Origin of the sequence: Bartonella bennetti, from assembly GCF_045945445.1 — a bacterium.
Lineage (GTDB): Bacteria > Pseudomonadota > Alphaproteobacteria > Rhizobiales > Rhizobiaceae > Bartonella.
Window position 1 is genome coordinate 1,537,133 of record NZ_CP174576.1, and the last position, 23,200, is coordinate 1,560,332.

Below are 23,200 nucleotides of genomic sequence, written 5' to 3' on the forward strand. Positions count from 1 at the left end.
TTCAAAAACTCATTAAGTGATAGTTACAAGTCTTTCGTTGTTTAACCGATAGGAAATGGCTTCTGCAAGGTGATGGCGTGCAAGGTGTTGTGCTTCATCAAGATCAGCAATAGTGCGTGCGACTTTGAGAATACGATGATAAGCACGTGCGGAAAGGTGCATCTTTTCGCTAACATCGCGTAGTAATGTAGCTGCATTTTGATCGGGAATAGCAATTTGTTCAATGATTTTTGCAGGACAGTCACTATTAGTGCGGATGTGGGGAAGATCAAGTGTTGCAAAACGTTTAGCTTGAATAGAACGCGCTTGTGCGACTCGTTTTGCGACTTTATAACTTTCTTCTGACTGTTTTTGTTGCATGAGATCCATAGCTGTTAAAGCAGGGACTTCAATACGTAAATCAATGCGATCAAGTAGAGGACCAGAAATACGGGATTGATAATCAATTTGGCACCGTATACCTTTGGAACAAACATGGCCTTTTTCACCAGCCATACCACATCGACAAGGATTCATTGCAGCGATGAGTTGGATACGAGCAGGATAGCTTATATGATGATTGGCACGGGCAATAACACATTCTCCGCTCTCTAAAGGTTGACGAAGAGAATCAAGAACTTGAGGAGAAAATTCAGGAAATTCATCTAGAAATAAAACACCATTATGAGCAAGTGATACTTCTCCTGGTCGTCCTTTGAGCCCACCACCGATCATTGCCGCCATAGAGGCAGAATGATGTGGGGAACGAAAGGGGCAATGGCGTGATATAGCATTATGTGTTGTTTCTCCTGTAATAGAAGCAATGAGAGCGACATCTAAAAGCTCACGGCTATCAAGAGGTGGTAAAATGGAAGGTAAGCATTGGGCTAACATGGATTTACCTGCACCAGGAGGACCTACGAATAGAAGATTATGCCGTCCAGCTGCACAAACTTCCAATGCCCGTTTTGCAGATTGTTGTCCTTTAATCTCACAGAGATCTGGTAATTCGGTTAATGTGGTATATTGACGTGGTTGTGGCCTTTTTTGAATCTGTGTTCCTTTAAAATGGTTGATTATAGTAAGAAGATTTTCAGGAGCAAGAATATCCATTTCTGCATTTGCCCATGCTGCTTCGGGACCACATTTGTGAGGGCAAATTAATCCTTTATCAAGCGATAATGCCGTCATTGCAGTAGGTAAAACACCATTAACGGAGTTAATAGATCCATCAAGTGATAATTCACCTAAAATGATGTATTTTTGGCCTATCTCGGAAGGGAGAAGATTCATAGCAAGCATTAAGCCTATGGCAATGGGAAGATCATAATGTGAACCTTCTTTGGGCAAATCAGCTGGTGCAAGATTAACAGTAACTCGTTTGTTTGGCATAGAAAGCCCGCAAGCATGAAGAGCTGCTTGTATCCGTTCACGGCTTTCTGCGACTGCTTTGTCGGCTAATCCAACAATAGCCATTCCTATTTTACCAGAGGAAATCATAACCTGTACATCAACAGGAATTGCTTCTAAACCACGAAAAGCAACCGTTGTAATATGTGCAACCATTATTTTATTTCCCCCCTTCTTTTATTTGAAAGACACAATCATATCTATGTATAAAAATCAAGAAGTGCTTCTACACGCTTTTTAATGAAGTTATATAGAAAGATTTGATAGCACTGTAATGAAGGACCGTTTGTATAAATTTAACTATAATAATATATGCTTCAATAAAGTATTTAACATCAATTAGATGAATGTATTAAAAACATAAAAATATAACACTACACAAAGCCTTGTTTCACAGTTCTTCAAAATTTTGTGAATACAAAGGAAAAACGGAAAAGAAATATGAAATAACATATTTAAGAAAAAGATATTATTTAATGTAATTAAAGAGGTGAAGAACTTAAATAAAAAACAATGTTTATGGTTATTTAGTTGATTTTATTTATAAGAAAAAAACATCAAAATGTTTGTTAAGAGTACCTGATTTGGGAATATGTCGGACAAGAATTTCGCTGAAATTAATAACCGCATACAGCGTAATGGTAGCCTTATGGCTAATTTTTACTTTTACACGGTCAGTTGTGGCATTTGAGCTTTTTGGTTTTCATTTATTTGGAAAAAAAAAATCAGCTTCTTTTCCATATGGAATAAATAGTGCAGAAAAATCTTATACAATTGAGGTAGTTGCTCCACCGGGGGCTTCATTAGAAGGGATTAAAATAGCTAAAGCTGCGTCTTCTCTTGTTTCTGATCAAGGTAAAGCAGTAGCAAATTCATCTGGTTTGTTAGCTAAAGCCCGTTCAAATTATCGGACAATACTTGCAGCTCTTTATGCTGATGGACGTTATGGTGGTATCATTAGTATTAAGATTAATGGTTTAGAAGTTTCTGACTTAAGCCCTTTGGCTCAATTACCTGCGCAGTCGAGTATTGTCATTACAATTGATGCTGGTCCACAATATGTTTTTAATGTTGCGAATTTCAATAAAGATTTTTCTCTTGAAAAGTATAAAATAGGTGAAATTCTTTTAGTGGAAAATTTAGGTTATAAGGTTGGTGCTGTTGCAAAATCTGAGACTGTTCTTAAAGCAGAACGGTGGTTAATAGAAAGATGGCGCCAACACGGTTATGCTAAGGCAAATATTGTGAATCGTGATATGGTTGCTGATCATGCAGCGCGCTTTGTTGATGCGCAGATTACAGTTAATCCTGGAAAAAAGGCTTATTACGGCTCTTTAAATGTGCGTAATGTGAGTGAACAACCACGTATGGATTCAGCCTATATTGCATGGATGACAGGATTAAAATTAGATCAACAATATAATCCTGATGAGTTGATCAAAGCAAATAAACGGCTTGCACGACTTGATGTTTTTCGTGCAGTGACTTTGCGTGAGGCTGAAACAATTAGTTCCGATGGTCATTTACCACTGACACTTACTTTAGAAGAACGTAAACCACGACGTTTTGGCATTGGTGGTAGCTATTCAACATTAGATGGTGCAGGGCTTGAAGCCTATTGGATGCACAATAACCTTTTTGGGCAGGCAGAACACCTTAAAATTGAGACTAAAATAAGTGATATTGGTAGTAGAAAAGAAGAATCTTATCATCCGAAAAATTTTGATTATCTTTTGGGAGCAACATTCATTAAGCCTGGCATCATTACTCCTGATACGGATTTTGCAGTAGAATTGAAAGGAGAACAAGATGTTTTAGATAATTATACTACGACAGCTCTCAAAGCGCAGTTAGGGATTACGCATATCTTTAATGATAAGTTATCAGGGCGAGTTGCTTTAGCTACTTTTAATGGTTATTCACGTGATGATTATTTTGGGAACCGTCATTTCACCACAATTGGATTATTGAGTGGTATGATTTATGATGGCCGTAATAGTACAGTTAATGCAACAAAAGGCCTATATGGTGAAGCAGTTCTTGAACCGCTTTATGAAATGCGTTTTGATAATTTTGTGACAAAAATGACAATAGAAGGTCGGTCTTATTGGGCGTTTGATGTAAAAGATCATTTTATTTTTTCAACACGAGTAAAGCTTGGTACAATTATTGGAGGTAATATAGCTGAATTACCTTCAGATACGCTTTTTTTTGCCGGTGGCGGTGGATCTGTTAGAGGTTATGCTTATCGCAATATTGGCATAAAAACAGAAAATGATACTATTATTGGTGGGCGTTCTATTGTTGAAGGGTCAGCTGAATTACGCTTTTTCTTTAATAATAAAATAGGATTTGTGAGTTTTATTGATGGCGGTTTTGTAGGGGAAAAAACGCATTTTAATTTTTCACAACAAATGAAATGGGGAGTGGGTATTGGAGGTCGTTATATGACTGGTTTTGGCCCTTTTCGGTTTGATGTAGCTTTTCCTTTTAAGCGAGAGAAAGGTGATCCTCGTATTGGTTTTTATGTGGGTATAGGACAAGCGTTCTAATGAAAAAAATGTGGTATTTGAGGTTTTTTTTATTTGGATTTTCTCTTTTGATGATAAGCTTTTTTTTACTTGTTCAGAGAGGAAATTCATTCACTGGAGAAGAAATAAGAAATGATCGTTCATGGCTTGTTTCTTTTATTGAACGTAAAATTTCAGCACCTAATCGACAAATTCGTTTGCATAATATCCGGGGAGTATTATCTTCACAGGCCTCTATTGATACAATTACTATAAGTGATAATAAAGGTATTTGGCTTAAAATTAACAACGCTAAGGTCGATTGGAATCGTTTACCTTTGTTGCGAGGACGTGTTGAAATTAATCAACTTTCAGCAGAAAAAATTATATTTTTACGTAAACCACAGAACTCGTCCTCAATTTCTTTTTTTGAAGCCGATCAGTTTTCTATACCCAAATTGCCTATGGCAATTTTTGTTAATACATTGATGGTTGAGCGTCTGACCTTTGAAAAGGACATTTTTGGCTTTGCTTCTGATGTATCATTAAAAGGGCATTTAACCTTAGATAATGATGAGCTGGATACCAATATAAAGTTTCAACGTTTAGATGAATTAGGTTATTTTTCTATCTTGACAAAAATATCCAAGGACAATCGTACAGCTACAATTGATATTATTGCTGATGAACCGCAAAATGGTATTATGGCTAATATTCTTGATCTTGAAAAGCGTCCTGCATTAAACCTCTCAATTAAAGGTAATGGAACTTTTGATGATTTGGTTATTATGATTCACTTAAAAGTTAATCAGCAACCTATTGTAGAGGGCAATTTTATTCTTGCAGGAGCTCCAGAAGGTTATAGTCTTGTAACGAATTTAGGAGGAATAATCGGTTTTTTAATGCCTGCTCAATCTCAATATCGTAGTTTCTTTGAATCTAATGTTGCTTTAAAAGCAAAAGCAACGGTGACAAACGAAGGTGCAATGCAGCTTAATCATATGACTATTCAAGGAGATGCAATTGATGTTGTAGCTAATGCTGAAATAGCGAATGATGGATTTTTACGACGTCTTTTTATTGATGGAAAAATAGCTTTTGATAAAGAAAAATCATCAACTCCCTTACCACAATTAGAGACACGAACACGCCTAGATAATCTTGCTTTAACAGTTGATTATGGCCGTAAAGGACAACAAACTTGGAAAGGGCGGCTTGCCATACATCATTTGAGCAATGACAATGTTCATATTCGTGATGCCGTTTTTGATATGGGGGGTGTGAGTGAAAATCTTGATGATTTAATTTCTCGTCATGTAGGTATTCAGATTAATGGTACTCTTCAGGGAATTACAAAGATTAAAGATGGTTTTGCAGAAGATCTAAATCAACCGGTTTATATACATTTTGATACGGATATTTTTTCTGGGAAACCAATATCAATCCGTGATTTTAGTATTACAGCTCAGGATTTTTCTATTTGGTTAAAAGGACAAATGGATCGTTTCATTTTTAAAGGCGATCTTGGCGTAAAAGCGCGGACATTAGCACCTTTAGGTTTGTTGAATGGGCAGTCATTTTCTGGTGGTGCGGATATTAAAGCAAAAGGAAATTTTAATTTAATTAAAGGTACTTTTGATCTTAAATTTTTAGGCATAACTGACAATGCTACAGTAGGAAGGGGAGCAATTGATAATTTATTAAAGGGAGAACTTTTTCTTTCAGGTGATATTGCGCGGAATGCAATAGGTTTAATTGTAAACGATTTCCATTTAAAAAATCAGTTTGCCAATATAAAAGCTGATGGCTATTTTGGCAGAGAAAGTGCTGAAATGGATTTTTCTGCTCAAATATCTAATCTTAGTCTGTTAGATTCAAAAATGGAAGGCTCTGCTACAATTAAAGGTGCAGCTAGAGGACATAATAGTCTTATAACAATCAGTACAAAGGCTCAAATTGTTGAAGCTTTTTTGGTTGGGAAAAAGCTTCAAAATACAATATTCAATGTTAATGTGCTTATGGATAATACATCACCAGTTAACTCCTATTTAACGGGCTTTATAGAGGGAAAGGGGACTTTTGCTGAGAAACCATTACAGCTATCCGCTGCTTTTAATAATACTGACCATATCTGGAAACTTCAGGATATAAATATTCAAGGAGGTAATGCGCGTATAACCGGTGATATTGCTCAAACGTTTGAACGTTTTTTGAAAGGAAATTTGCATATTGATGCGGACGATATTTCAACTCTTTCTGCATTATTTTTGCAAAAAGGGAGCGGGAAAGTGAAAGGAGATTTTGTCTTTGATGAAGTAAATAACCAACAAATAGCAAATTTAAAAGCTGATGTTAACCGTTTTATACTTGCAAAAAATGAAATAAAAAAATTGGCTATACAAGCTGATATATTCAATCCTTTTGGCGCGATACAATTTAAAGGTTCCGTTAATGCAGAACATATTCGGACACCATTCATGATGGTAAATCATTTGAATGCTCAAGCTGTGAATAACAATGGACAAACGGTTTTTAATGTTCAGGCAGTATTGCATAATGATACGGATGCAAAGCTTTCTGGACGCGTTATAACAGAAGGGCTATCTGCAGATGTGAAACAAAAAGTGCAGCTTGAAACTATAGATTTGAAACAAGCCAGTTTGCACGCAGCGTTACTTAAACCAGTGACCATCCTCTTTGATAAAAATGGAATAACGATGAGTAAGTTAGGAATTTCTATCAATGAAGGTGAGATCGCGCTTTCAGGCAATATTCAAGATACTCTTAATTTGCATCTTACAATGAGTGCTGTTCCTGCTACATTAGCGAATCTTTGGAAACCAGATCTTGATGCTGCCGGGACTTTAACAGGAGATATTATGGTTCATGGGAGCTTTACAAAGCCTGAGATAATCTATGATATAAGAGGTCAAGAGTTGACGATTGCTTCTTTTCAAGAAAAGAAAGTAAAACCTTTTGCTTTTTCTGCTAAGGGTAAAACGGTCAATCAGGATCTTCTTTTATATGCTGAGATGAGTGGAGATGGATTGCAAGCGCAAGCACAAGGAAAAGTCCCTCTCGATAAGAGCAATTTTGATTTACATGTTAATTTAAAAAATTTTCCTGCACATTTGATCAATGGTTTTATCAAGGGGCAGCTTCTCGGAGGAGAAGTGGTTGGTAAGATTGATATTGGTGGAGATTGGAAGAGTTTGTCTGCCCATTTTGATCTCTCTAGTCAAAATTTGACAGTTATGACTCATAAAGGACAAGAGCCAATTAATATGAATATCCGTGGTTTTTATAAAAAATCGACATTTCATATTGAGCATATAATAGCATCAGGCGCTAAGGATTTGGATCTTTCTGTTAATGGACAAATTTCTTTGAATAATTCGAAAGTTGCATTGCGTGTTAAAGGCATGATGCCTCTTGGCTTTATGAATCAATTTGTAGCTGAACGTGGTGCACATGTAGGGGGAATAGTAAAGGTAGATAGCACCATCAGTGGTGCATTGTCTCAGCCACAATTAGAAGGACACTTTTCTGTATCTAATGGTCATTTTTTAGATACACAAACAAATTTAGAATTGAATAATATAAGGTTTGAAGGCAAACTGAATGGTGATCATATAATTTTAGAGAATGCTTATGCTTCTTCATCTTATGGAGGGTCTCTTTCTGCTTCAGGTCGCATTTCTAATGATCTACAGACTAATTTAGTGATTTATCTTGATCATGCCCATTATAATGATGGATCTATGGTTTTTGCAACATTGACAGGCGAAATGACAGTAACTGGTTATTTTTTGCGTGATCTTGTTATTGGTGGGGATATCACAGTTGAAAAAGCAGAGTTTATTATCCCTGATAATTTTAAAAATTCAGCATTTTTAGATCTTAAACATAAGAATTTAATCACACCGATTCAAAAAACACTTGAACGAGCTAATGTTAAAACTTACGGTCATAATCAAAATGTTTCTGAAGAGTCCTCTTCTGTTGTGCGGTTGGATATAAAAATTAATGCACACAACAAATTTTTTGTACGTGGTCGAGGGGTAGATGCTGAATTAGAAGGAAGTATTAATTTAAAAGGTCCTTTGCAAGGTATGCGTCCGGTTGGTGAATTACAAATGATTCGCGGAAGGTTTGATATTCTTTCACAACGTCTCAATTTCGAAAAAGGACAGGCAAGCTTTAACGGTAATCTTAATCCTACTGTTTATTTTATTACCAATAATAATAATGGCGATATTCGTGTTAATGTGATAGTAAGAGGGACAATTGATAATCTTGATATTCAGTTTTCTTCACAACCTGTTTTGCCACAGGATGAGGTATTAGCGCGTTTGATTTTCAATCGCTCCCTTAACGAATTATCGCCATTTCAAATTGTTCAGCTTACAGCAGCGGCAGCTGAGTTTGCTGGTGCTTCTAATACATCTTTATTGAATACTTTACGCACCCATATTGGTCTCGATGATCTTGATGTTGTTGTCGATAAAAAAGGCAACACAGGTTTACGTGTTGGACGCTATATCCATGATAATATTTACTTGGGTTTTGAAGCAGGATCCAATGGAACAACGAAAGGAACAATTAATTTGGATATTTCACGCCATCTTAAAGCTAAAGGCGCTATAGGCAGTGAAGAAAATACGAGTTTTGGCTTGTTTTATGAAAAAGATTATTAACTTAAAAATTAGTGATAGGGATAAAGTTTATTATTTAAAAGTTCTGTTCTTTAAATTGGATGTGATGAAGTTTTTTATAGACGCCTTCTTTCTTTGCGAGTAATTCTTGTTGGGTTCCTTGTTCAATGAGACGCCCATTTTGTATCACAATAATTTTATGAGCACGTGCAATCGTTGAAAGACGATGAGCAATAACAATAGTTGTACGTCCTTGTGTAAGGTGATCAAGAGCTTCATTGATTTGTATCTCAGTTTGTGAATCTAACGCACTTGTTGCTTCATCAAGAAGCAAGATTTCACTATCATGAAGCATGGCGCGGGCGATGGCAATACGTTGTTTTTGTCCACCTGACAGATTATTACCATTGTCTCCAACTTGTGTATCATAACCATCGGGTAAAGCCATAATAAAGTCATGAGCATTGGCTGCTTTTGCTGCTTTAATAATATCGTTATCACTTGCTCCTTCTTTTCCAAGTCTGATATTGTATTTAACGCTTCCTTGAAATAGAAAAGTATCTTGTCCTACATAGGCCATAAGGTTTCTAAGGGAACGAAATGTGATGTAGCGAATATCTTGTTCATTAATCAATATACGCCCTTGAGTGGGATCATAAAGGCGCATAAGAAGATTAATAAAGGTTGATTTTCCTGAACCCGATGGCCCCACTAATGCTGTCATTTTCCCTGCTTCAATTTCTAGATTAATATCGTTTAGCACCATATGATTATCAGTATAAGCAAAGGAAACATGCTCAAAGCGTATAGAATTTTTTATTTTATTAAGATCTTTAGCTTCTTTATGTTCTATAACTGTAAGAGGATGATCGAGTATTTCGAACATTGTACGGATGCTAACCAGACCAGATTCAATTTTAACACGCACATTTGCCAGTCTTTTGGCTGGTTCATAGGCTAAAAGTAAAGCAACAATAAAGGACATTAATTCACCTTGAACGCCTGTACGCTGGCTTGCAAGATAGCCGGAAAAACAAATAATACCTGCAATCACAATGCCAGCAAGTGTTTCCATAATTGGATTTGTAGCAGCTTCAAGCATTGCAATACTATTTGCTTGTTGTTCAACATCATAAATAGCTTTATTCATGCGTTTTTGCATCAATTTTTCGAGTGAAAAAGCTTTTATGACATGAATACCAGTCGTTGTTTCTTGTACGATTTTGATAATTTCTCCGAGTGAAAGAAGTTCTTTTTCCATAAGGTTACGAACATGCTTTAAGGCTATTCGAATTCCTAAAAATGCTAATGGACCTACTATTAAGGTAATGGCAATTAATGTGAAATTTTGAATAAACATAACAAACAAAAGACCAGTAACAGAAAGTAAATCACGCACAAATGTTGTGATAATAATATCAATAATATTGCGCGCTGCTGTTGCACTGTGGGTTACACGAACAAGAAGATCCGATGAAGTATTATTTTGATAAAAAGAGACGCCTTGTTTGATGAGGCGTGTATAAATTTTACGTTGTTGTTCAGCAACAATACTATTGCCTGCTTTGCTTAGAAAATAAGTTTGAGTAAAAGTTGCAATCCCCTTAAGAATGAAAATAAAAGCAATAACACTGGAAATAAAAACAATCATATTAAAATTTTGTCCATCAATAATATGATTGACCACATCGCGCATAATCCACGCGCTGATGACAGTGGTAAAGGAAATAATGATCATTGAAACAATGGCTACACTATACCAGCATATATGTTTATGAAAATTTTCTTTTAAAAGCCGAATGATGAGATGTTTATCAGAAGAGGATATTTGTGTTTTGGCCATGCAGCACTTCTATCACTTTTTTATGCAATATCAAATCATCCTTTATAGGAGAGTTGGAGGGCTTCTGATAAATAACCTTTTTTCTACGGATTAATCATTAATTTCTTATTAAAAAGTATAACACAACACCTCTGCAATGTACAAAACCGCATTTATACATTTTCAATAAGCTTTATAAGGTTGAAATTGTCATTAAAATTATTTAGGCGCTATTACCATCATAATTTGACGACCTTCAAACTTTGGTTCAGATTCGATTTTGGCAATTTCGCTTGTATTTTCTTTAACCCGCTGAAGAAGCTTTATTCCAAGATCTTGGTGCGCCATTTCACGACCACGAAAACGCAAAGTAATCTTCACTTTGTCGCCATTGTCAATAAAACGACGGATCGCTTTTAGCTTGACCTCATAATCATGAATATCAACATTAGGCCGCATTTTAATTTCTTTAATTTCGATAGTTTTTTGTTTTTTACGCGTTTCAGCTGCTTTTTTTTGATTTTGATATTTTAGTTTGCCTAAATCAATAATTTTACATACAGGCGGCTCTGCATTTGGCACAATCTCAACTAAATCAAGCCCAGCATCTGCTGCCATAGCGAGCGCTTCTTGTGTTGTGACAATCCCCTGATGTTGTCCTTCATCATTAATTAATTGGACATGAGGCACTCGAATATCGCGATTTGAACGCAACCCATCTTTGGGAGTAGGGGTTATTTTAAATGGTCGACGAATGGTTTATGCTCCTTAATATCAATTAATTCCTAACGTAGCAGTATACAATATACAGAGAGAAAAACAACAGAAATTCGCGCTTTTTTCATTATCATTATAAAGATTATTTGTTATATTATTTTGAAATACAGTGATTTCCTTTTTGTAAAAAGGATTTTCTCTGAAGAAAGGGTGATGATGGATCAAAATATTCCTTGCCAATTTTTTTCATTTGAAAATACGATTCTTGCTGTTCGTCACCACAAAGGCAATCGCTCTCCTAGTTTAATTTGGTTATCTGGTTATAGATCTGATATGTTAGGGAGTAAAGCGACGGTAGTTAATAGTTTTGCTCAAAAAAATGATTTTTCTTGTTTGCGTTTTGATTATTCTGGTCATGGAGAGTCGAAAGGAGATTTTTTTCAAGGAACAATTTCGCGCTGGGTTAAAGAGAGTTTAGCTGTTATTGAGGCTTATTGTGAAGGTCCGCAAATTTTGATTGGTTCTTCTATGGGGGGATGGATTGCTATAAGGCTTGCTATGATGCTCGCGCAAAAAAACAAGGCGCCTGTTGGGATGATCTTAATTGCACCTGCTCCTGATTTTACGCAGACTTTGGTGGAACCTGCTTTAAGCGCAGAGGAATGGAGGATGCTCGAGGAAAAAGGCTATTGTGAACGACCTTCGGCAGATGGTTTAGAACCATTACTTTTTACAAAAGCATTCATTGAAGATGGGCGAAACAACAGCGTTATGAAAGAATGCATAGATGTTGGGTGTCCAATTCATATTCTGCAGGGGATGGAAGATGATAAGATACCTTATCAGCATACATTGACTTTACTTGATTATTTGCCTTTGCATGATGTAACATTAACGCTTGTGCGTGATGCAGATCACCGATTTTCACGTCCCCAAGATTTGGATTGTCTTGAAAAGGTGTTGATGTCTTTGATTGATCGAATCAATGCTGAATAAAGGTTATGTTCATTTATTATGAGAGATATGATATATGGTTGTGTATGAACAGGACTTTATTCTCTCTAATTGTCGTGTACCTTTGCGGGTAAAAGAACACAAAAATGCACGCCGTCTTACCTTGCGTGTTGATTTAGCCAGACAAGAGATTTATTTGATAACTCCGCCTGCAGTAGAGCGAAGTGTGATTCAGTGGTTCATTGCAAAGCATCGATCTTGGATTGAAAAGCGTCTTGCTCGTGGAGGAATTATCAACGAAGATTTTCATCTCAAAGAGGGGTCACGAATTCCTGTATTGGGGGCTTCACATGTTATATTGCGTAAAGAGAAACGTGGAGTAGCTGAAATTATTACAGGTGATGCTGGACAAGAATCACAGATTATTATTTACAGTCGATTAGAACATCTTCCAAGACGCGTTGCTGATGTTTTGAAAAAACAAGCTAAAATTATTATAGCACCGTTAGTGGTTCATTATGCAAGCAAGGTGGGGAGAAAGGTTAAATCAATTAGTTATAAAGATACTAGAACTCGTTGGGGATCATGCTCAACAGATGGTCGCCTTTCTTTTTCATGGCGTCTTATTATGGCGCCAAAAGAAGTTGTTGAGTATGTTGTTGCACATGAAGTAGCTCACCTTGTTGAGATGAATCATGGAGAACGATTTTGGTCTCTTTGTGAAAAACTGTGTCCTGAAAGAAAAACCTATCAAGCTTGGTTAAAGAAAAATGGCTATACACTTCAAAGGATTAATTTTCACTAATGTAAAAATATGATTCTTTTTTATGTCTGTGTTGTTTTTATATGCTGGATAGTGTTATGTTATATAATCTGGGCTATAGGGGGATGAAATAACGAAGCTTTGCTTTATTTTGGGGATAGATTCAATATTTTCACTTTATCTTTTGCGTGATTAAGTTTAACATTTTTAAAATTGCTCTTTTTAGATTGGAATAGCATTTATGCTTGTTCTTACAGATCCTGTTCAGCTTTTACAGATGCTTATTCGTTGCCCTTCTGTTACGCCCCATGAAGCAGGAGCTTTATCCACTTTGGAGCACTTTTTAAGAAAAATGGGGTTTTGTGTTGAGCGTCCTGTTTTTGTTGATAAAAATACAGAAGATGTTGAAAATCTTTATGCAAAGATAGGCAGTGAAGGTCCGCATCTTATGTTTGCTGGCCATAGTGATGTAGTACCACCCGGTGAATTAGAAAATTGGACTTATCCTCCTTTTGAGGGAGTAATAAGTGAGGGAAAATTATATGGGCGAGGTGCTGTTGATATGAAGGGTGGGATCGCTTGTTTTGTAGCGGCGCTGGCTCGGTTTCTGGAGAAAAACACACTCAAGGGAAAGGTAAGCTTTTTAATAACCGGTGATGAAGAAGGTCCTGCGATAAACGGTACAGTCAAGCTTTTAGAATGGGCAGTACAAAAAGGTGAAAAATGGAATGCAGCCATTGTGGGTGAGCCAACAAGCGTCAATATTGTTGGTGATGTGATTAAAATTGGACGGCGAGGATCGATTTCTGGTATTATTACGATTAAGGGTTGCCAAGGTCATGTTGCTTTTCCTGAGCGAGCAGCGAATCCATTGCCTTTGGCAAATAAGCTTATTCAAGCGTTGACACAAAATGCTTTGGATCAAGGAACAAAGGATTTTCAAGCAAGTCATTTAGAATTAACAAGCATTGATACAGGAAATTTTTCTGTCAATATTATTCCAGCACAAACAGTCATTCGCTTTAATATACGTTATAATGATCTTTGGACAAAAGAAACACTCGTTGCTGAAATTGAGAAGCGCCTTGCTTCTGTACATCCTAAAGATGATCAAGTACCATATTATCAGATTGAATGGATATATGGTTTAGGGGGTGTTTTCTTGACCAAGAATGATAAATTGGTTGGAATTTTGTCAAATGCTATTAAAAGTGTAACAGGGAATATTCCGGAATGTTCAACTTCTGGTGGCACCTCGGATGCGCGTTTTATTAAAGACTATTGTCCGGTGGTTGAATTTGGTTTGCCAGGTCTCACTATGCATATGGTTGATGAATGTGTGACTCTTGATGCTATAGAAAATCTAACTTCTATTTATGAACGTTTTATCACCGATTTTTTTGCGTAAATGTAAATGAAGTGGTGATTATTCTAGTGACATAGATAGGATGAGGCTTTAGAGATTTTAGTTTGCTAATTGATAAATAATGTGATCAAGAAAAATGCGTCCTTTTATTGTGGCTTTTAAATGTTGATTGTCCGTTATTTCGACTAATCCTTGTTGTTGTAAATAGATCAGTTTTTTTGATGATAAACTTTGGCGATTTAAAGTTTCATAGCGTATTAGATCAAGTCCTTCTGCAAGACGCAAGCCCATGAGTAGCATTTCGTTAGCTTGTTGTTCTTGAGACAAGTGTTCTGTATCAATACAACCATGCCCTGTAGTTTCTACTAATTCAAGCCAATTTTCGGGATGTTTTTCGTTTATGGTGACATAACGGTTATGATTTTCAGTTCTGGATGGTAATTTTTCTGAGAAAAGAGAGGAATTTTTCAGTGACTGCTTGATAAAACGTCCATGCGCACCTGGACCAAAACCTGCATATTCATGATAACGCCAATAAAGGAGATTATGGCATGACTCAGCACCAGGAATCGCATGATTTGATATTTCATAGGCTGGCAGACCATGCATAGTGGTTATTTCTTGGGTAAGGGTATAAAGATTTGCTGCTTGCTCTGATGCTGGTAGGATTAGTTTTCCTGCTGCATGAAGCTTTTTAAACGTTGTTCCGTCTTCTATGGTGAGTTGGTATAAAGAGAGATGGTCTGCAGCCAAATTAATGGCTTGCAAAAGTTCAGATTTCCATTGTTTAAGTGTTTGTTTGGGGCGCGCATAAATTAAGTCAAAAGATAAACGTGGGAAAATTTTACGTGCTAAATTAATAGCATGAAGAGCTTGCTTAGCGTTATGGAGACGACCAAGTTGTTGTAATGCTTTATCATTGAGTGCTTGTACACCTAGAGATAAACGGTTAACACCTGCTAAGTGATAACCACGGAAGCGATCTGCTTCTACACTAGAAGGATTAGCTTCAAGTGTAATTTCAACTTTGTCATCGATTGTCCAGTTTTTCGCGACAGCTTGTAATAAACGATCAACAGTTTGAGGTGTCATAAGGGAAGGTGTTCCCCCGCCGATAAAAATGCTTGTAATACGACGAGGGCCTATTTCATGAGCTTGTGTTGTTATTTCACGTTCAAAAGCGTTTGCAAAACGCAATTGATCTACTCCATTTATACGAACATACGAATTAAAATCACAATAAGGACATTTGCTCGTACAAAACGGCCAATGAATGTAAATACCAAAGGGCTTCGTCATGAGAGAACTAAAAAATTTTCCGCAAAGAGTTTAAAGGCGCGTGCGCGGTGGGAAAGAGGTGTTTGACCATTAAGTTTCCAGTTATGTTTTTGTGCTGTTGACATTTCACCAAAGGTATTTTCGTATCCATCAGGTAAAAAAATAGGATCAAAGCCAAAACCTTTGTTTCCCCGTGGTGGCCAAATGAATGTACCTTCAACACTGCCGCAAAAATAATCTGCACGTCCATCGGGATATGCAAGGCAAATAACGGATATAAATCGGCCTTTACGTTGATTTTTTTTAAAAGAGCCAACTTTTTGTAATTCATTTTCTACTGTTTGCATAGCTTTTAGAAAATCACGTGTACCATCGGGTTGGAGAGCCCAATCAGCTGTATAAACACCTGGTGCACCATTTAAGGCGTCTATTTCTATACCAGAATCATCAGATAAAGCAGGGAAGTTTGTGGCTTTTGCAGCTGCAAAAGCTTTGATATAAGCATTTTCTTCGAATGTTTTTCCTGTTTCTTTTGGTTCGGGCAAGCCAAGTTCTTTTACTGATTGTGTTGTTATACCAAAAGGAGCAATCAATGTGGTAATTTCATTCAATTTACCGGTATTATGCGTAGCAATAATAAGTTTTTTGATTGCTATACTTCTCATGTATATGTTTCCTAAAATGAAGCAATAATCTCGGTTTGATTAAGGGTTTATTTGTATAGAATAAAAATTGGTAACAATGTTTTGGCAATTTCAATACAACAAAAAATGTGACATCATTAAAATTTTTTTGGTAGTTGCTTAAATTTTTTATATACAATGTATTGATTCATTAAGTAACAAGATTTGGTATCAATTTTAATTTGTCAATTTTTATAGCATGAATTAATATTTTATATATCGTAAGGAATAGAATTCAAATGATTTTTAAAAATTTATTGCAGAATACAATTGATTGTATTTGTAATCAATTTAGACAATTGTAAAATAATTATTTTTAGGTTTATGAGACATAATTCTACATATTTTTATATTTATCCTAAGGTAATTATTCGTATTTGATAATGGTATTATTGTAATAGATATGCGATATATCTTTTGCGCTGTATTTAGATTATTTGACCATCTTTTTGAAGAACTTATATAATAAAGAAGTATTTTTAAAATAGTGAAACAATCGTTATGAAGCAAATACCCCTTGATGACTCCTTAAAAACTCTTGATAAGCGTTCACGTGATATTTTTTGTCATATTGTTGAAGCTTATCTTAATGATGGTGAACCGGTCGGTTCGCGTAATCTTTCGCGTCTTTTACAACAAACGTTATCACCTGCAACAATTCGCAATGTAATGAGTGATCTTGAGCATCTTGGTTTAATTTATGCGCCCCATGTGTCCGCAGGGAGAATGCCAACGCAATCAGGTTTGCGATTTTTTGTTGATGCATTTATGGAAGTAGGCGATTTACCAACCGAGGAACGTGAAAATATTGAAAATCAAGTTAAAGAAGCTGGTAATGCACAATCGGTTGAGCATTTTTTAATTCAAGCGAGTCAAATTCTTTCAGGTCTTTCACGAGGAGCAGGATTAGTTCTCGCAACGAAACAGGAAGGTACACTGAAGCATATTGAATTCGTACGTCTTGATGGAGAGCATGCTCTTGCAGTTTTAGTCACACAAAAAGGTGATGTTGAGAATCGTATTATTAAGTTACCAGAAGGTGTGACTCATGCACAATTGACAGAAGCAACAAATTTTCTCAATGCTCATATACAGGGACGTACACTTAATGAAGCAAAAATAGAAGTTGCACGTTTATGCTCAGAAACACGAGCTGCTCTTCATCAATTGTCTCAACATCTTGTTGAAACTGGTTTAGCTCTCTGGGGAGGAGAAGATTCAGATCATAAAATACATCTTATTGTTCGGGGGCGGGGCAACTTACTTGAAGATGTGAAAGTAGGAGAAGATTTAGAGCGGTTGAGATATTTGTTTGATGACCTTGAAACACGCGAAAGCATGGCACAGTTGCTTGACTTAGCAGATGAAGGATCAGGGGTGCGTATTTTTATTGGTTCAGAGAATAAATTATTTTCACTTTCTGGTTCTTCTTTAGTAGTAGCTCCTTATTGTGATACACAAAAAAGAGTCATTGGTGCTGTAGGTGTTATTGGGCCAACACGTCTTAATTATGCAAGGATTGTACCTATGGTTGATTATACAGCTCAGCTTGTATCACAATTGTTACGTTAGCATGGTTGAATGTTGTATTAGGAGTGATCATTGTGCTAACGAATAAGTAAAGAGCTCTTGATTTTTGTTTGAAAAATTTCGATATCAAGAGTATAAATTTTATGAAGGAATAGAGTTTTTATGTCTGATGAAAAAAACAAATTTGTTGATGCTTCATTTGAAAATTGCGATTTGAAGAATTCAGTTGATCGTGACGTACTTAAACAAGCTTCGGATGAGTTTTTAAACATGCACGAAGAAGATTGCTCAAACGCTGAGGCAGAGGAAATTAAGCCTGCTGATCCTTTAGTTATTTTGCAGGGTGAAAATAAGGAACTAAGAGATCAAATTTTACGTCTCGCAGCGGATATGGAAAATCTTCGACGTCGAACAGCACGTGATATAGCTGATGCCAAAGCATATTCAATTGCCAATTTTGCTCGTGATATGTTATCTGTTTCTGACGATTTGCACCGTGCATTGGAAGCAATTCCGAAAGATGCAGGTGAGAATGATTCCGGTTTGAAAACATTAATAGAAGGTGTTGAAATGACCGAGCGTGCAATGATGACAGCTTTAGAGCGTCATGGGGTAAAAAAAATTGATCCAGAAGGACAAAAATTTGATCCTCATTTTCATCAAGCAATGTTTGAAATTCCCAATGCTGATGTGCCAGAAAATACTGTTCAGCAAGTTGTTCAAGCAGGTTATATTATTGGTGAACGTGTTTTACGTCCGGCAATAGTTGGTGTAACTAAGGGAAAAGTAAAAGAAGTTTCTGTTGAATCTGAAACGGTGTAAATGTATTGAAAAAATTTTTTATCATGAAGCGCTAATTTTTAATCTACATTCGTATAAAGTATTGCATTGAATAGTTTTAAAACTATTTTGCTTTTTAAGATATAAAATAACTCAATTGTTTTTTGATTTCCGGTTTAGAAGTGACTTTGCATTTTATTTGATTTTGTAAGGATTATAATTAATTGTTCTCATTTTGTACCTGAATGATTATAGAAAGTTATTACTTTCTTTTTCATTTAGAAGGGGAGTTATTTGGCAAGTGGAAGAGTGATAATAAATCGAGCACCAATTTTTTCTTTTTTAGATGTGGGATCAACAATATTTTCAGCCATGAGAGTCCCATTATGAGCTTCAATGATTTGCCGACTAATTGCAAGGCCAAGTCCTGAATGTTGTCCAAAAGCATCTTTGCTTGACCGATCAGTATAGAAACGTTCAAAAATACGTTCAATATTCTCTGAACGAATACCGGGGCCATTGTCTTCGACAGTTAAAATGAGAGTTGAAGCGTTATTTTTCATCGTAATACAAATTTTACCATTTTTACGAGGAACAAAAGAACGTGCATTTTCAATGAGATTGGAAACTACCTGACCTAAACGTAATTCATGTCCTACAATTAAGTAAGGTTTACCATTAGTTCGTGGGATAATATTAAAATTAATATCAATATCTTGTTTATTGCAATGGACTTCACGAATAGCTTGAATAAGGCTTTTTAACAATGAACTCATATCAACTATTTTAGCAGTTTCGCGAACAAGTTCTGCATCTAACCGCGATGCATCAGAAATATCGGTAATTAAACGATCAAGACGATGCACATCATGTTGGATAATTTCAAGTAATTGTGTCTGTTGTGCTTGATTTTTAGCTAGTGGTAATGTCTCAACAGCACTTCGCAGCGAAGTGAGAGGGTTCTTTAATTCATGACTTACGTCGGCTGCAAAACGTTCAATAGCTTCAATCCGTGTATAAAGAGCGTTGGTCATATCACGAATAGAGGTAGAAAGATGACCAATTTCATCTTCGCGTTTTGAAAAATCAGGAATTTTTATTCGTTTACTGCGACCATGACGCACACGATTAGCGGAGGAAGATAATTTACTTAGAGGATGCGCAATAGTATGAGCTAAAAATAGAGAAAGGACCAAAAAAACGCTTCCAACAACGGCAAAGATTTTTAAAATTCCTAATCTTTCACTTTCTACAATATCATCAATGTCTGAACCAGTAGTTGAAAGCAAAAGAGCACCAACTACTGCACGATAACGTTGAACAGGTACAGCAACCGAAACAATTAATTGACCTTGCCTGTTACGTCGTTTAGCAGTGGCAGAAGAGCCATTTAATGCTAGGTAAACTTCAGGGTGAAGGGCTTCATTATCTTTTGCTTGTCTTTTATCGACAGCAATACCGTTGCCGTATAGTGTATTGAAAAAAAATGATTTTAAGTGTTCCCACAAATTTTGTTTTGTTTGAATAGGAGGTAAATCATAGGTAAAAACTTCACCACTCGAATAAATAACACGTGAATCAAGAAGCAAAGTTGCGTCACGATCATATATCCGTGCTCTTGTTGTTTTTGGTGCAATAAGACGTCTTAAAAGTGGAGCAATTTGTTCGGAATTAATGGGAAAATCCCAAGTATCAGTTGATTGAAGCATTGGTGTAGTACTTTCCCCAGCTTGTAATTCCAAAAGTTTTTGAGGGTTAATTAAAATAGAATTTGTTTCTATTGTGGCAGAGGCAGCAATGGCACCAGCAATAATTTGTCCTTGGGTGCGCAAACTTTCAATTTTTATTTCAATCAAACCATTGCGGAATTGATTAAGATATAAAATACTTGTAATTAAAATACCAAGAGCAGCAAGATTTAAGATCACAATACGGCGTGTGAGACTAGAAAAGAATAATTGTCTCAAAAGCCGCTGTATCTGAAAATACAAATGAAAAAACATAGAACGCTGTATCGGAGAAGTATTGTTTGATGATTTATTTAGTAGAGTGTTTTTTCTCATCGAGCTCTTGGTTGTTTAACCTGTTGCGGCAAAGTGATTTCATACTTCATGAAAACGGTAACCTACACCATAAAGCGTTTCAATCATTGCAAAATCATTATCTACTTGTTTAAATTTTTTACGCAAACGCTTTATATGACTGTCAATAGTACGATCATCTACATAAATTTGATCGTTATAGACAGCATCCATTAAAGCATCACGACTTTTAACAACTCCTGGTCGCTGTGCTAAAGTTTGCAGAATCAAAAACTCTGTCACTGTTAATATAACAGGTTTGTTTTTCCATGTACAGATATGGCGCTCTTGATCCATAACAAGATCACCACGTTTGAGAGAAGAAGTTGATGTTGTTCCTATTGGAAGTGGCTGGTTGCGGGCATGGGAACGACGTAAAACAGCTTTTACTCGCTCAATAAGAAGACGTTGAGAAAAAGGTTTTGTAATAAAATCATCAGCTCCCATTTTGAGACCAAACAGTTCATCAATTTCATCGTCTTTAGAGGTTAGAAAAATAACTGGAATGTCAGATTTTTGACGTAAACGACGCAAAAGCTCCATACCATCCATTCGTGGCATTTTAATATCAAAAATAGCTAAGTGTGGAGGGTGAATTGTTAAATTTTTAAGTGCAGCTGATCCATCTGTATAACTTTCAACCCGATACCCTTCTGTTTCAAGGGCAAAAGATAAAGATGTTAAAATATTACAATCATCGTCAACCAGTACAATCGTTTGGGTGACGGTTGGAGTATCCTTCATGGTTTCTTAAACCTCTCTCGCTGTAGAAGCAAACCCTTCATAATATATATATAGGAGTTCATGTTTTATTTGCAAAACAAATATGGAACAAATTGTAGCAAAGACAAGAACCTTTTGTTTTTGTAGTAAAGATTATTTTCTTTACAATTTTGTAATGCTTGTTTGCGTATTAAGATCCCTTTTCTCGATATAAAATTTTTATTAGGATGTTTTTTATCAAAATTTACTCTGTTTGTGTCTAAAAAAAGCAGATAAAGTTTATTCAATTTTTTAAAAATAATAGTTTATAATAATATTAAAAAAAGAAACGTTTTTGAAAGCACATTTGATAAGTTTCAGCTTGAGATAGAAAAAGTAATATTCAGATTAAAAGATAGATGATCATTGATTATTTGCAGAGTGTTATTTTTATTTACGGTGATAAATGAAAGATAATAAGAATTCTTTTATGAAAGTGTATGCCTTATGAAAAAAGTAAAATATTGGAAATTTTAATGCTTTTTATTGATAGAATTAAAATGACGAAAAAACTTATTTAGAAGGAAATGTTGCTCCTATTGTTTTGACCAAAAAGTCAACTTCGATTATTCCTGCTTTTTCAAAAATTAATTTTGCATTAATTTTTTCATTTTGTTGAAATGGTTGTGAAAGTCCTATAAACATAATGTGATTACCGCCAGGTTTAAGGGTGATTTCACCATTTCCTGGAATTTCAATGCCATTTGGTGTCTTTTTCATTTCCATGATATTATTAGTTACTGACATAGAATGAATTTCTGTTTCTTTTGCTCCATTTGTTGAAATAGCAATCAGTCGGTCAGGAGTATCGCTATGATTGATAATGTAAAGATAACCACTACCCACTTTTGTATTTTTAGGTGTTGTACGTGCCCAAGGATCAATGATTTCTAAATCACCGAGTTTGTATTGGTGGGCATTTATAGTTGAGGGCAAAGCTATAAAAATAAAAACACATAAAAGATTGATAATATTATTTTTTATTGAGTATTTTACAGCGGTCTTATATACAAAGTATACAAAGAAATCTTTTATTTTTTTGGTAATAAGCGTCATGATAGTTGATCCTCTTTTTTAGCTTCATTTTATATAAATGCTTTACTTTATTTCAAGCAAGAACTTTGTTCAAAATACAGGGGAGTGTTGTTTACATTATATTGATTTGATTTATGAGAGAACGAAAAGTATATGCGTATTGGTTGGACAAGTAAAAAACTTAAAATAATCACAAGAAATCATGGAAATAAACGATTTACTTTTATGTTTTTGCAAATTTTAAAAATACACAAATTAAGGGATCATTATATTTTTAGGATACAATGCTCATAGGAATTTTAAATTTTTTAGTAATTATATAATAAAGGAAAAGTTATTGAGGATAAATTCACAAATAATGTCGTGATTAGGTATTTTTCAAAATGCCTTTAACAATATAATCAAAGTAAAAAACACTTTATCTCAATATAGATTATATTGTAATAAAATATGCTTATATATAATATTTTGTGATGAGCTATTTTCATAAAAAATATTTACTTGATATTTTATGTATGGCTATGAGATGTAAAACAGAACAACGAAAGCTAAAAACTGATTCTATTCTTTATAATTTTATTATGCAATTCATGATTTTTATAAGAATTGGAAGAAGAGTATATTATTCTACTTACTTTATGCTGTAAATGATGGTTTTGAGATGAAGATATTAAGGGTAAATTTTTATTTTAGTGATGTTTCTCTCGTTATTCTCTTGTAGGGATAAAAAGATGTTCTTATATACCAAGAAACAAGCTTGTTATGATTCTCAATTTATTATTTGTTTAATTTAAAATTAATGTAAGGTATAGAATGTAATGAGGAGCTGTCAAAGAAAAATGCTTGATAAAGATTGCTTGATAAAGATTTAGACA

Annotated in this window: 15 protein-coding genes; 7 read left to right on the forward strand and 8 right to left on the reverse strand. The window is 35.3% G+C overall.

The genetic code is table 11. The features are described from left to right. Nucleotides 1-12 precede the first annotated feature (12 nt). Nucleotides 13-1,545 carry a YifB family Mg chelatase-like AAA ATPase gene (locus ACJTDF_RS06870; RefSeq protein ID WP_407965535.1) on the reverse strand — a complete coding sequence of 511 codons (1,533 nt, stop codon included), beginning with the start codon at nt 1,543-1,545 and terminating at the stop codon, nt 13-15. Between the two features lie 482 nt (nt 1,546-2,027). Here ACJTDF_RS06870 and ACJTDF_RS06875 point away from each other — a divergent pair, with 482 nt between their 5' ends. Further along, nucleotides 2,028-3,941 (forward strand): autotransporter assembly complex protein TamA, encoded by a 1,914-nt coding sequence (locus ACJTDF_RS06875; protein WP_407965536.1) that lies wholly within the window; start codon nt 2,028-2,030, stop codon nt 3,939-3,941. Next, entirely contained in the window at nt 3,941-8,596 is a 4,656-nt protein-coding gene (locus tag ACJTDF_RS06880; protein ID WP_407965537.1) for a translocation/assembly module TamB domain-containing protein, read from the forward strand. The genes ACJTDF_RS06875 and ACJTDF_RS06880 overlap by 1 nt, the downstream gene beginning before the upstream one ends. Before the next feature lie 34 nt (nt 8,597-8,630). Here the strand turns inward: ACJTDF_RS06880 and ACJTDF_RS06885 are convergent, their stop codons facing one another. Together ACJTDF_RS06885 and infC are read right to left on the reverse strand one after the other, a co-directional pair. Further along, nucleotides 8,631-10,397, reverse strand: coding sequence for an ABC transporter ATP-binding protein (locus tag ACJTDF_RS06885; protein ID WP_407965538.1), 1,767 nt, complete (start codon nt 10,395-10,397; stop codon nt 8,631-8,633). 198 nt (nt 10,398-10,595) lie between these two features. Then, nucleotides 10,596-11,114, reverse strand: a complete 519-nt coding sequence (infC, locus tag ACJTDF_RS06890) for a translation initiation factor IF-3 (protein WP_407966243.1) — start codon at nt 11,112-11,114, stop codon at nt 10,596-10,598. Nucleotides 11,115-11,309: 195 nt separating this feature from the next. On the opposite strand from infC, the gene ACJTDF_RS06895 reads away from it, so the two are divergent. From ACJTDF_RS06895 to dapE, 3 genes are all read left to right on the forward strand, one after another. Beyond that, nucleotides 11,310-12,089 carry an alpha/beta hydrolase gene (locus ACJTDF_RS06895; protein WP_407966244.1) on the forward strand — a complete coding sequence of 260 codons (780 nt, stop codon included), beginning with the start codon at nt 11,310-11,312 and terminating at the stop codon, nt 12,087-12,089. 34 nt (nt 12,090-12,123) lie between these two features. Continuing rightward, entirely contained in the window at nt 12,124-12,852 is a 729-nt protein-coding gene (locus ACJTDF_RS06900) for a M48 family metallopeptidase (protein ID WP_407965539.1), read from the forward strand. A 199-nt stretch (nt 12,853-13,051) separates the two neighbouring features. Next, on the forward strand, nt 13,052-14,218 hold the full coding sequence (gene dapE / locus ACJTDF_RS06905) for a succinyl-diaminopimelate desuccinylase (RefSeq protein WP_407965540.1): 1,167 nt from the start codon (nt 13,052-13,054) through the stop codon (nt 14,216-14,218). A 57-nt stretch (nt 14,219-14,275) separates the two neighbouring features. On the opposite strand, the gene hemW is transcribed toward dapE, so the two are convergent. Both hemW and rdgB read right to left on the reverse strand, forming a co-directional pair. Continuing rightward, nucleotides 14,276-15,475: a radical SAM family heme chaperone HemW gene (gene hemW / locus ACJTDF_RS06910; RefSeq protein ID WP_407965541.1), complete on the reverse strand. Its 1,200-nt coding sequence runs from the start codon at nt 15,473-15,475 to the stop codon at nt 14,276-14,278. Then, the gene (gene rdgB, locus ACJTDF_RS06915) at nt 15,472-16,119 is read right to left on the reverse strand and encodes an RdgB/HAM1 family non-canonical purine NTP pyrophosphatase (RefSeq protein ID WP_407965542.1); all 648 of its coding nucleotides are present in this window, start codon (nt 16,117-16,119) and stop codon (nt 15,472-15,474) included. Before rdgB ends, hemW begins: the two co-directional genes overlap by 4 nt. Nucleotides 16,120-16,638: 519 nt before the next feature. On the opposite strand from rdgB, the gene hrcA reads away from it, so the two are divergent. Next, nucleotides 16,639-17,709 carry a heat-inducible transcriptional repressor HrcA gene (hrcA, locus tag ACJTDF_RS06920; RefSeq protein WP_407965543.1) on the forward strand — a complete coding sequence of 357 codons (1,071 nt, stop codon included), beginning with the start codon at nt 16,639-16,641 and terminating at the stop codon, nt 17,707-17,709. A 120-nt stretch (nt 17,710-17,829) separates the two neighbouring features. Then, nucleotides 17,830-18,489: a nucleotide exchange factor GrpE gene (gene grpE, locus ACJTDF_RS06925; RefSeq protein WP_407965544.1), complete on the forward strand. Its 660-nt coding sequence runs from the start codon at nt 17,830-17,832 to the stop codon at nt 18,487-18,489. A gap of 248 nt (nt 18,490-18,737) precedes the next feature. On the opposite strand, the gene ACJTDF_RS06930 is transcribed toward grpE, so the two are convergent. The 3 genes from ACJTDF_RS06930 to ACJTDF_RS06940 all read right to left on the reverse strand — a co-directional run bounded on the left by ACJTDF_RS06930 (nt 18,738) and on the right by ACJTDF_RS06940 (nt 22,349). Beyond that, nucleotides 18,738-20,510 carry a stimulus-sensing domain-containing protein gene (locus tag ACJTDF_RS06930; RefSeq protein ID WP_407965545.1) on the reverse strand — a complete coding sequence of 591 codons (1,773 nt, stop codon included), beginning with the start codon at nt 20,508-20,510 and terminating at the stop codon, nt 18,738-18,740. 39 nt (nt 20,511-20,549) lie between these two features. Continuing rightward, a complete protein-coding gene (locus ACJTDF_RS06935; RefSeq protein ID WP_407965546.1) occupies nt 20,550-21,272 on the reverse strand; it encodes a response regulator transcription factor in 723 nt (240 codons plus the stop codon). A gap of 531 nt (nt 21,273-21,803) precedes the next feature. Continuing rightward, nucleotides 21,804-22,349 carry a copper chaperone PCu(A)C gene (locus tag ACJTDF_RS06940; RefSeq protein ID WP_407966245.1) on the reverse strand — a complete coding sequence of 182 codons (546 nt, stop codon included), beginning with the start codon at nt 22,347-22,349 and terminating at the stop codon, nt 21,804-21,806. Nucleotides 22,350-23,200: the final 851 nt, after the last annotated feature.

Coding starts and splice junctions, on each gene's coding strand:
- hemW (WP_407965541.1), bottom strand. CDS start 15,475: ATGACGAAGCCCTTTGGTATTTACATTCATTGGCCGTTTTGTACGAGC.
- ACJTDF_RS06885 (WP_407965538.1), bottom strand. CDS start 10,397: ATGGCCAAAACACAAATATCCTCTTCTGATAAACATCTCATCATTCGG.
- ACJTDF_RS06930 (WP_407965545.1), bottom strand. CDS start 20,510: ATGAGAAAAAACACTCTACTAAATAAATCATCAAACAATACTTCTCCG.
- ACJTDF_RS06880 (WP_407965537.1), top strand. CDS start 3,941: ATGAAAAAAATGTGGTATTTGAGGTTTTTTTTATTTGGATTTTCTCTT.
- ACJTDF_RS06875 (WP_407965536.1), top strand. CDS start 2,028: ATGGTAGCCTTATGGCTAATTTTTACTTTTACACGGTCAGTTGTGGCA.
- dapE (WP_407965540.1), top strand. CDS start 13,052: ATGCTTGTTCTTACAGATCCTGTTCAGCTTTTACAGATGCTTATTCGT.
- grpE (WP_407965544.1), top strand. CDS start 17,830: ATGTCTGATGAAAAAAACAAATTTGTTGATGCTTCATTTGAAAATTGC.
- rdgB (WP_407965542.1), bottom strand. CDS start 16,119: ATGAGAAGTATAGCAATCAAAAAACTTATTATTGCTACGCATAATACC.
- ACJTDF_RS06935 (WP_407965546.1), bottom strand. CDS start 21,272: ATGAAGGATACTCCAACCGTCACCCAAACGATTGTACTGGTTGACGAT.
- ACJTDF_RS06895 (WP_407966244.1), top strand. CDS start 11,310: ATGGATCAAAATATTCCTTGCCAATTTTTTTCATTTGAAAATACGATT.
- ACJTDF_RS06870 (WP_407965535.1), bottom strand. CDS start 1,545: ATGGTTGCACATATTACAACGGTTGCTTTTCGTGGTTTAGAAGCAATT.
- ACJTDF_RS06900 (WP_407965539.1), top strand. CDS start 12,124: ATGGTTGTGTATGAACAGGACTTTATTCTCTCTAATTGTCGTGTACCT.
- hrcA (WP_407965543.1), top strand. CDS start 16,639: ATGAAGCAAATACCCCTTGATGACTCCTTAAAAACTCTTGATAAGCGT.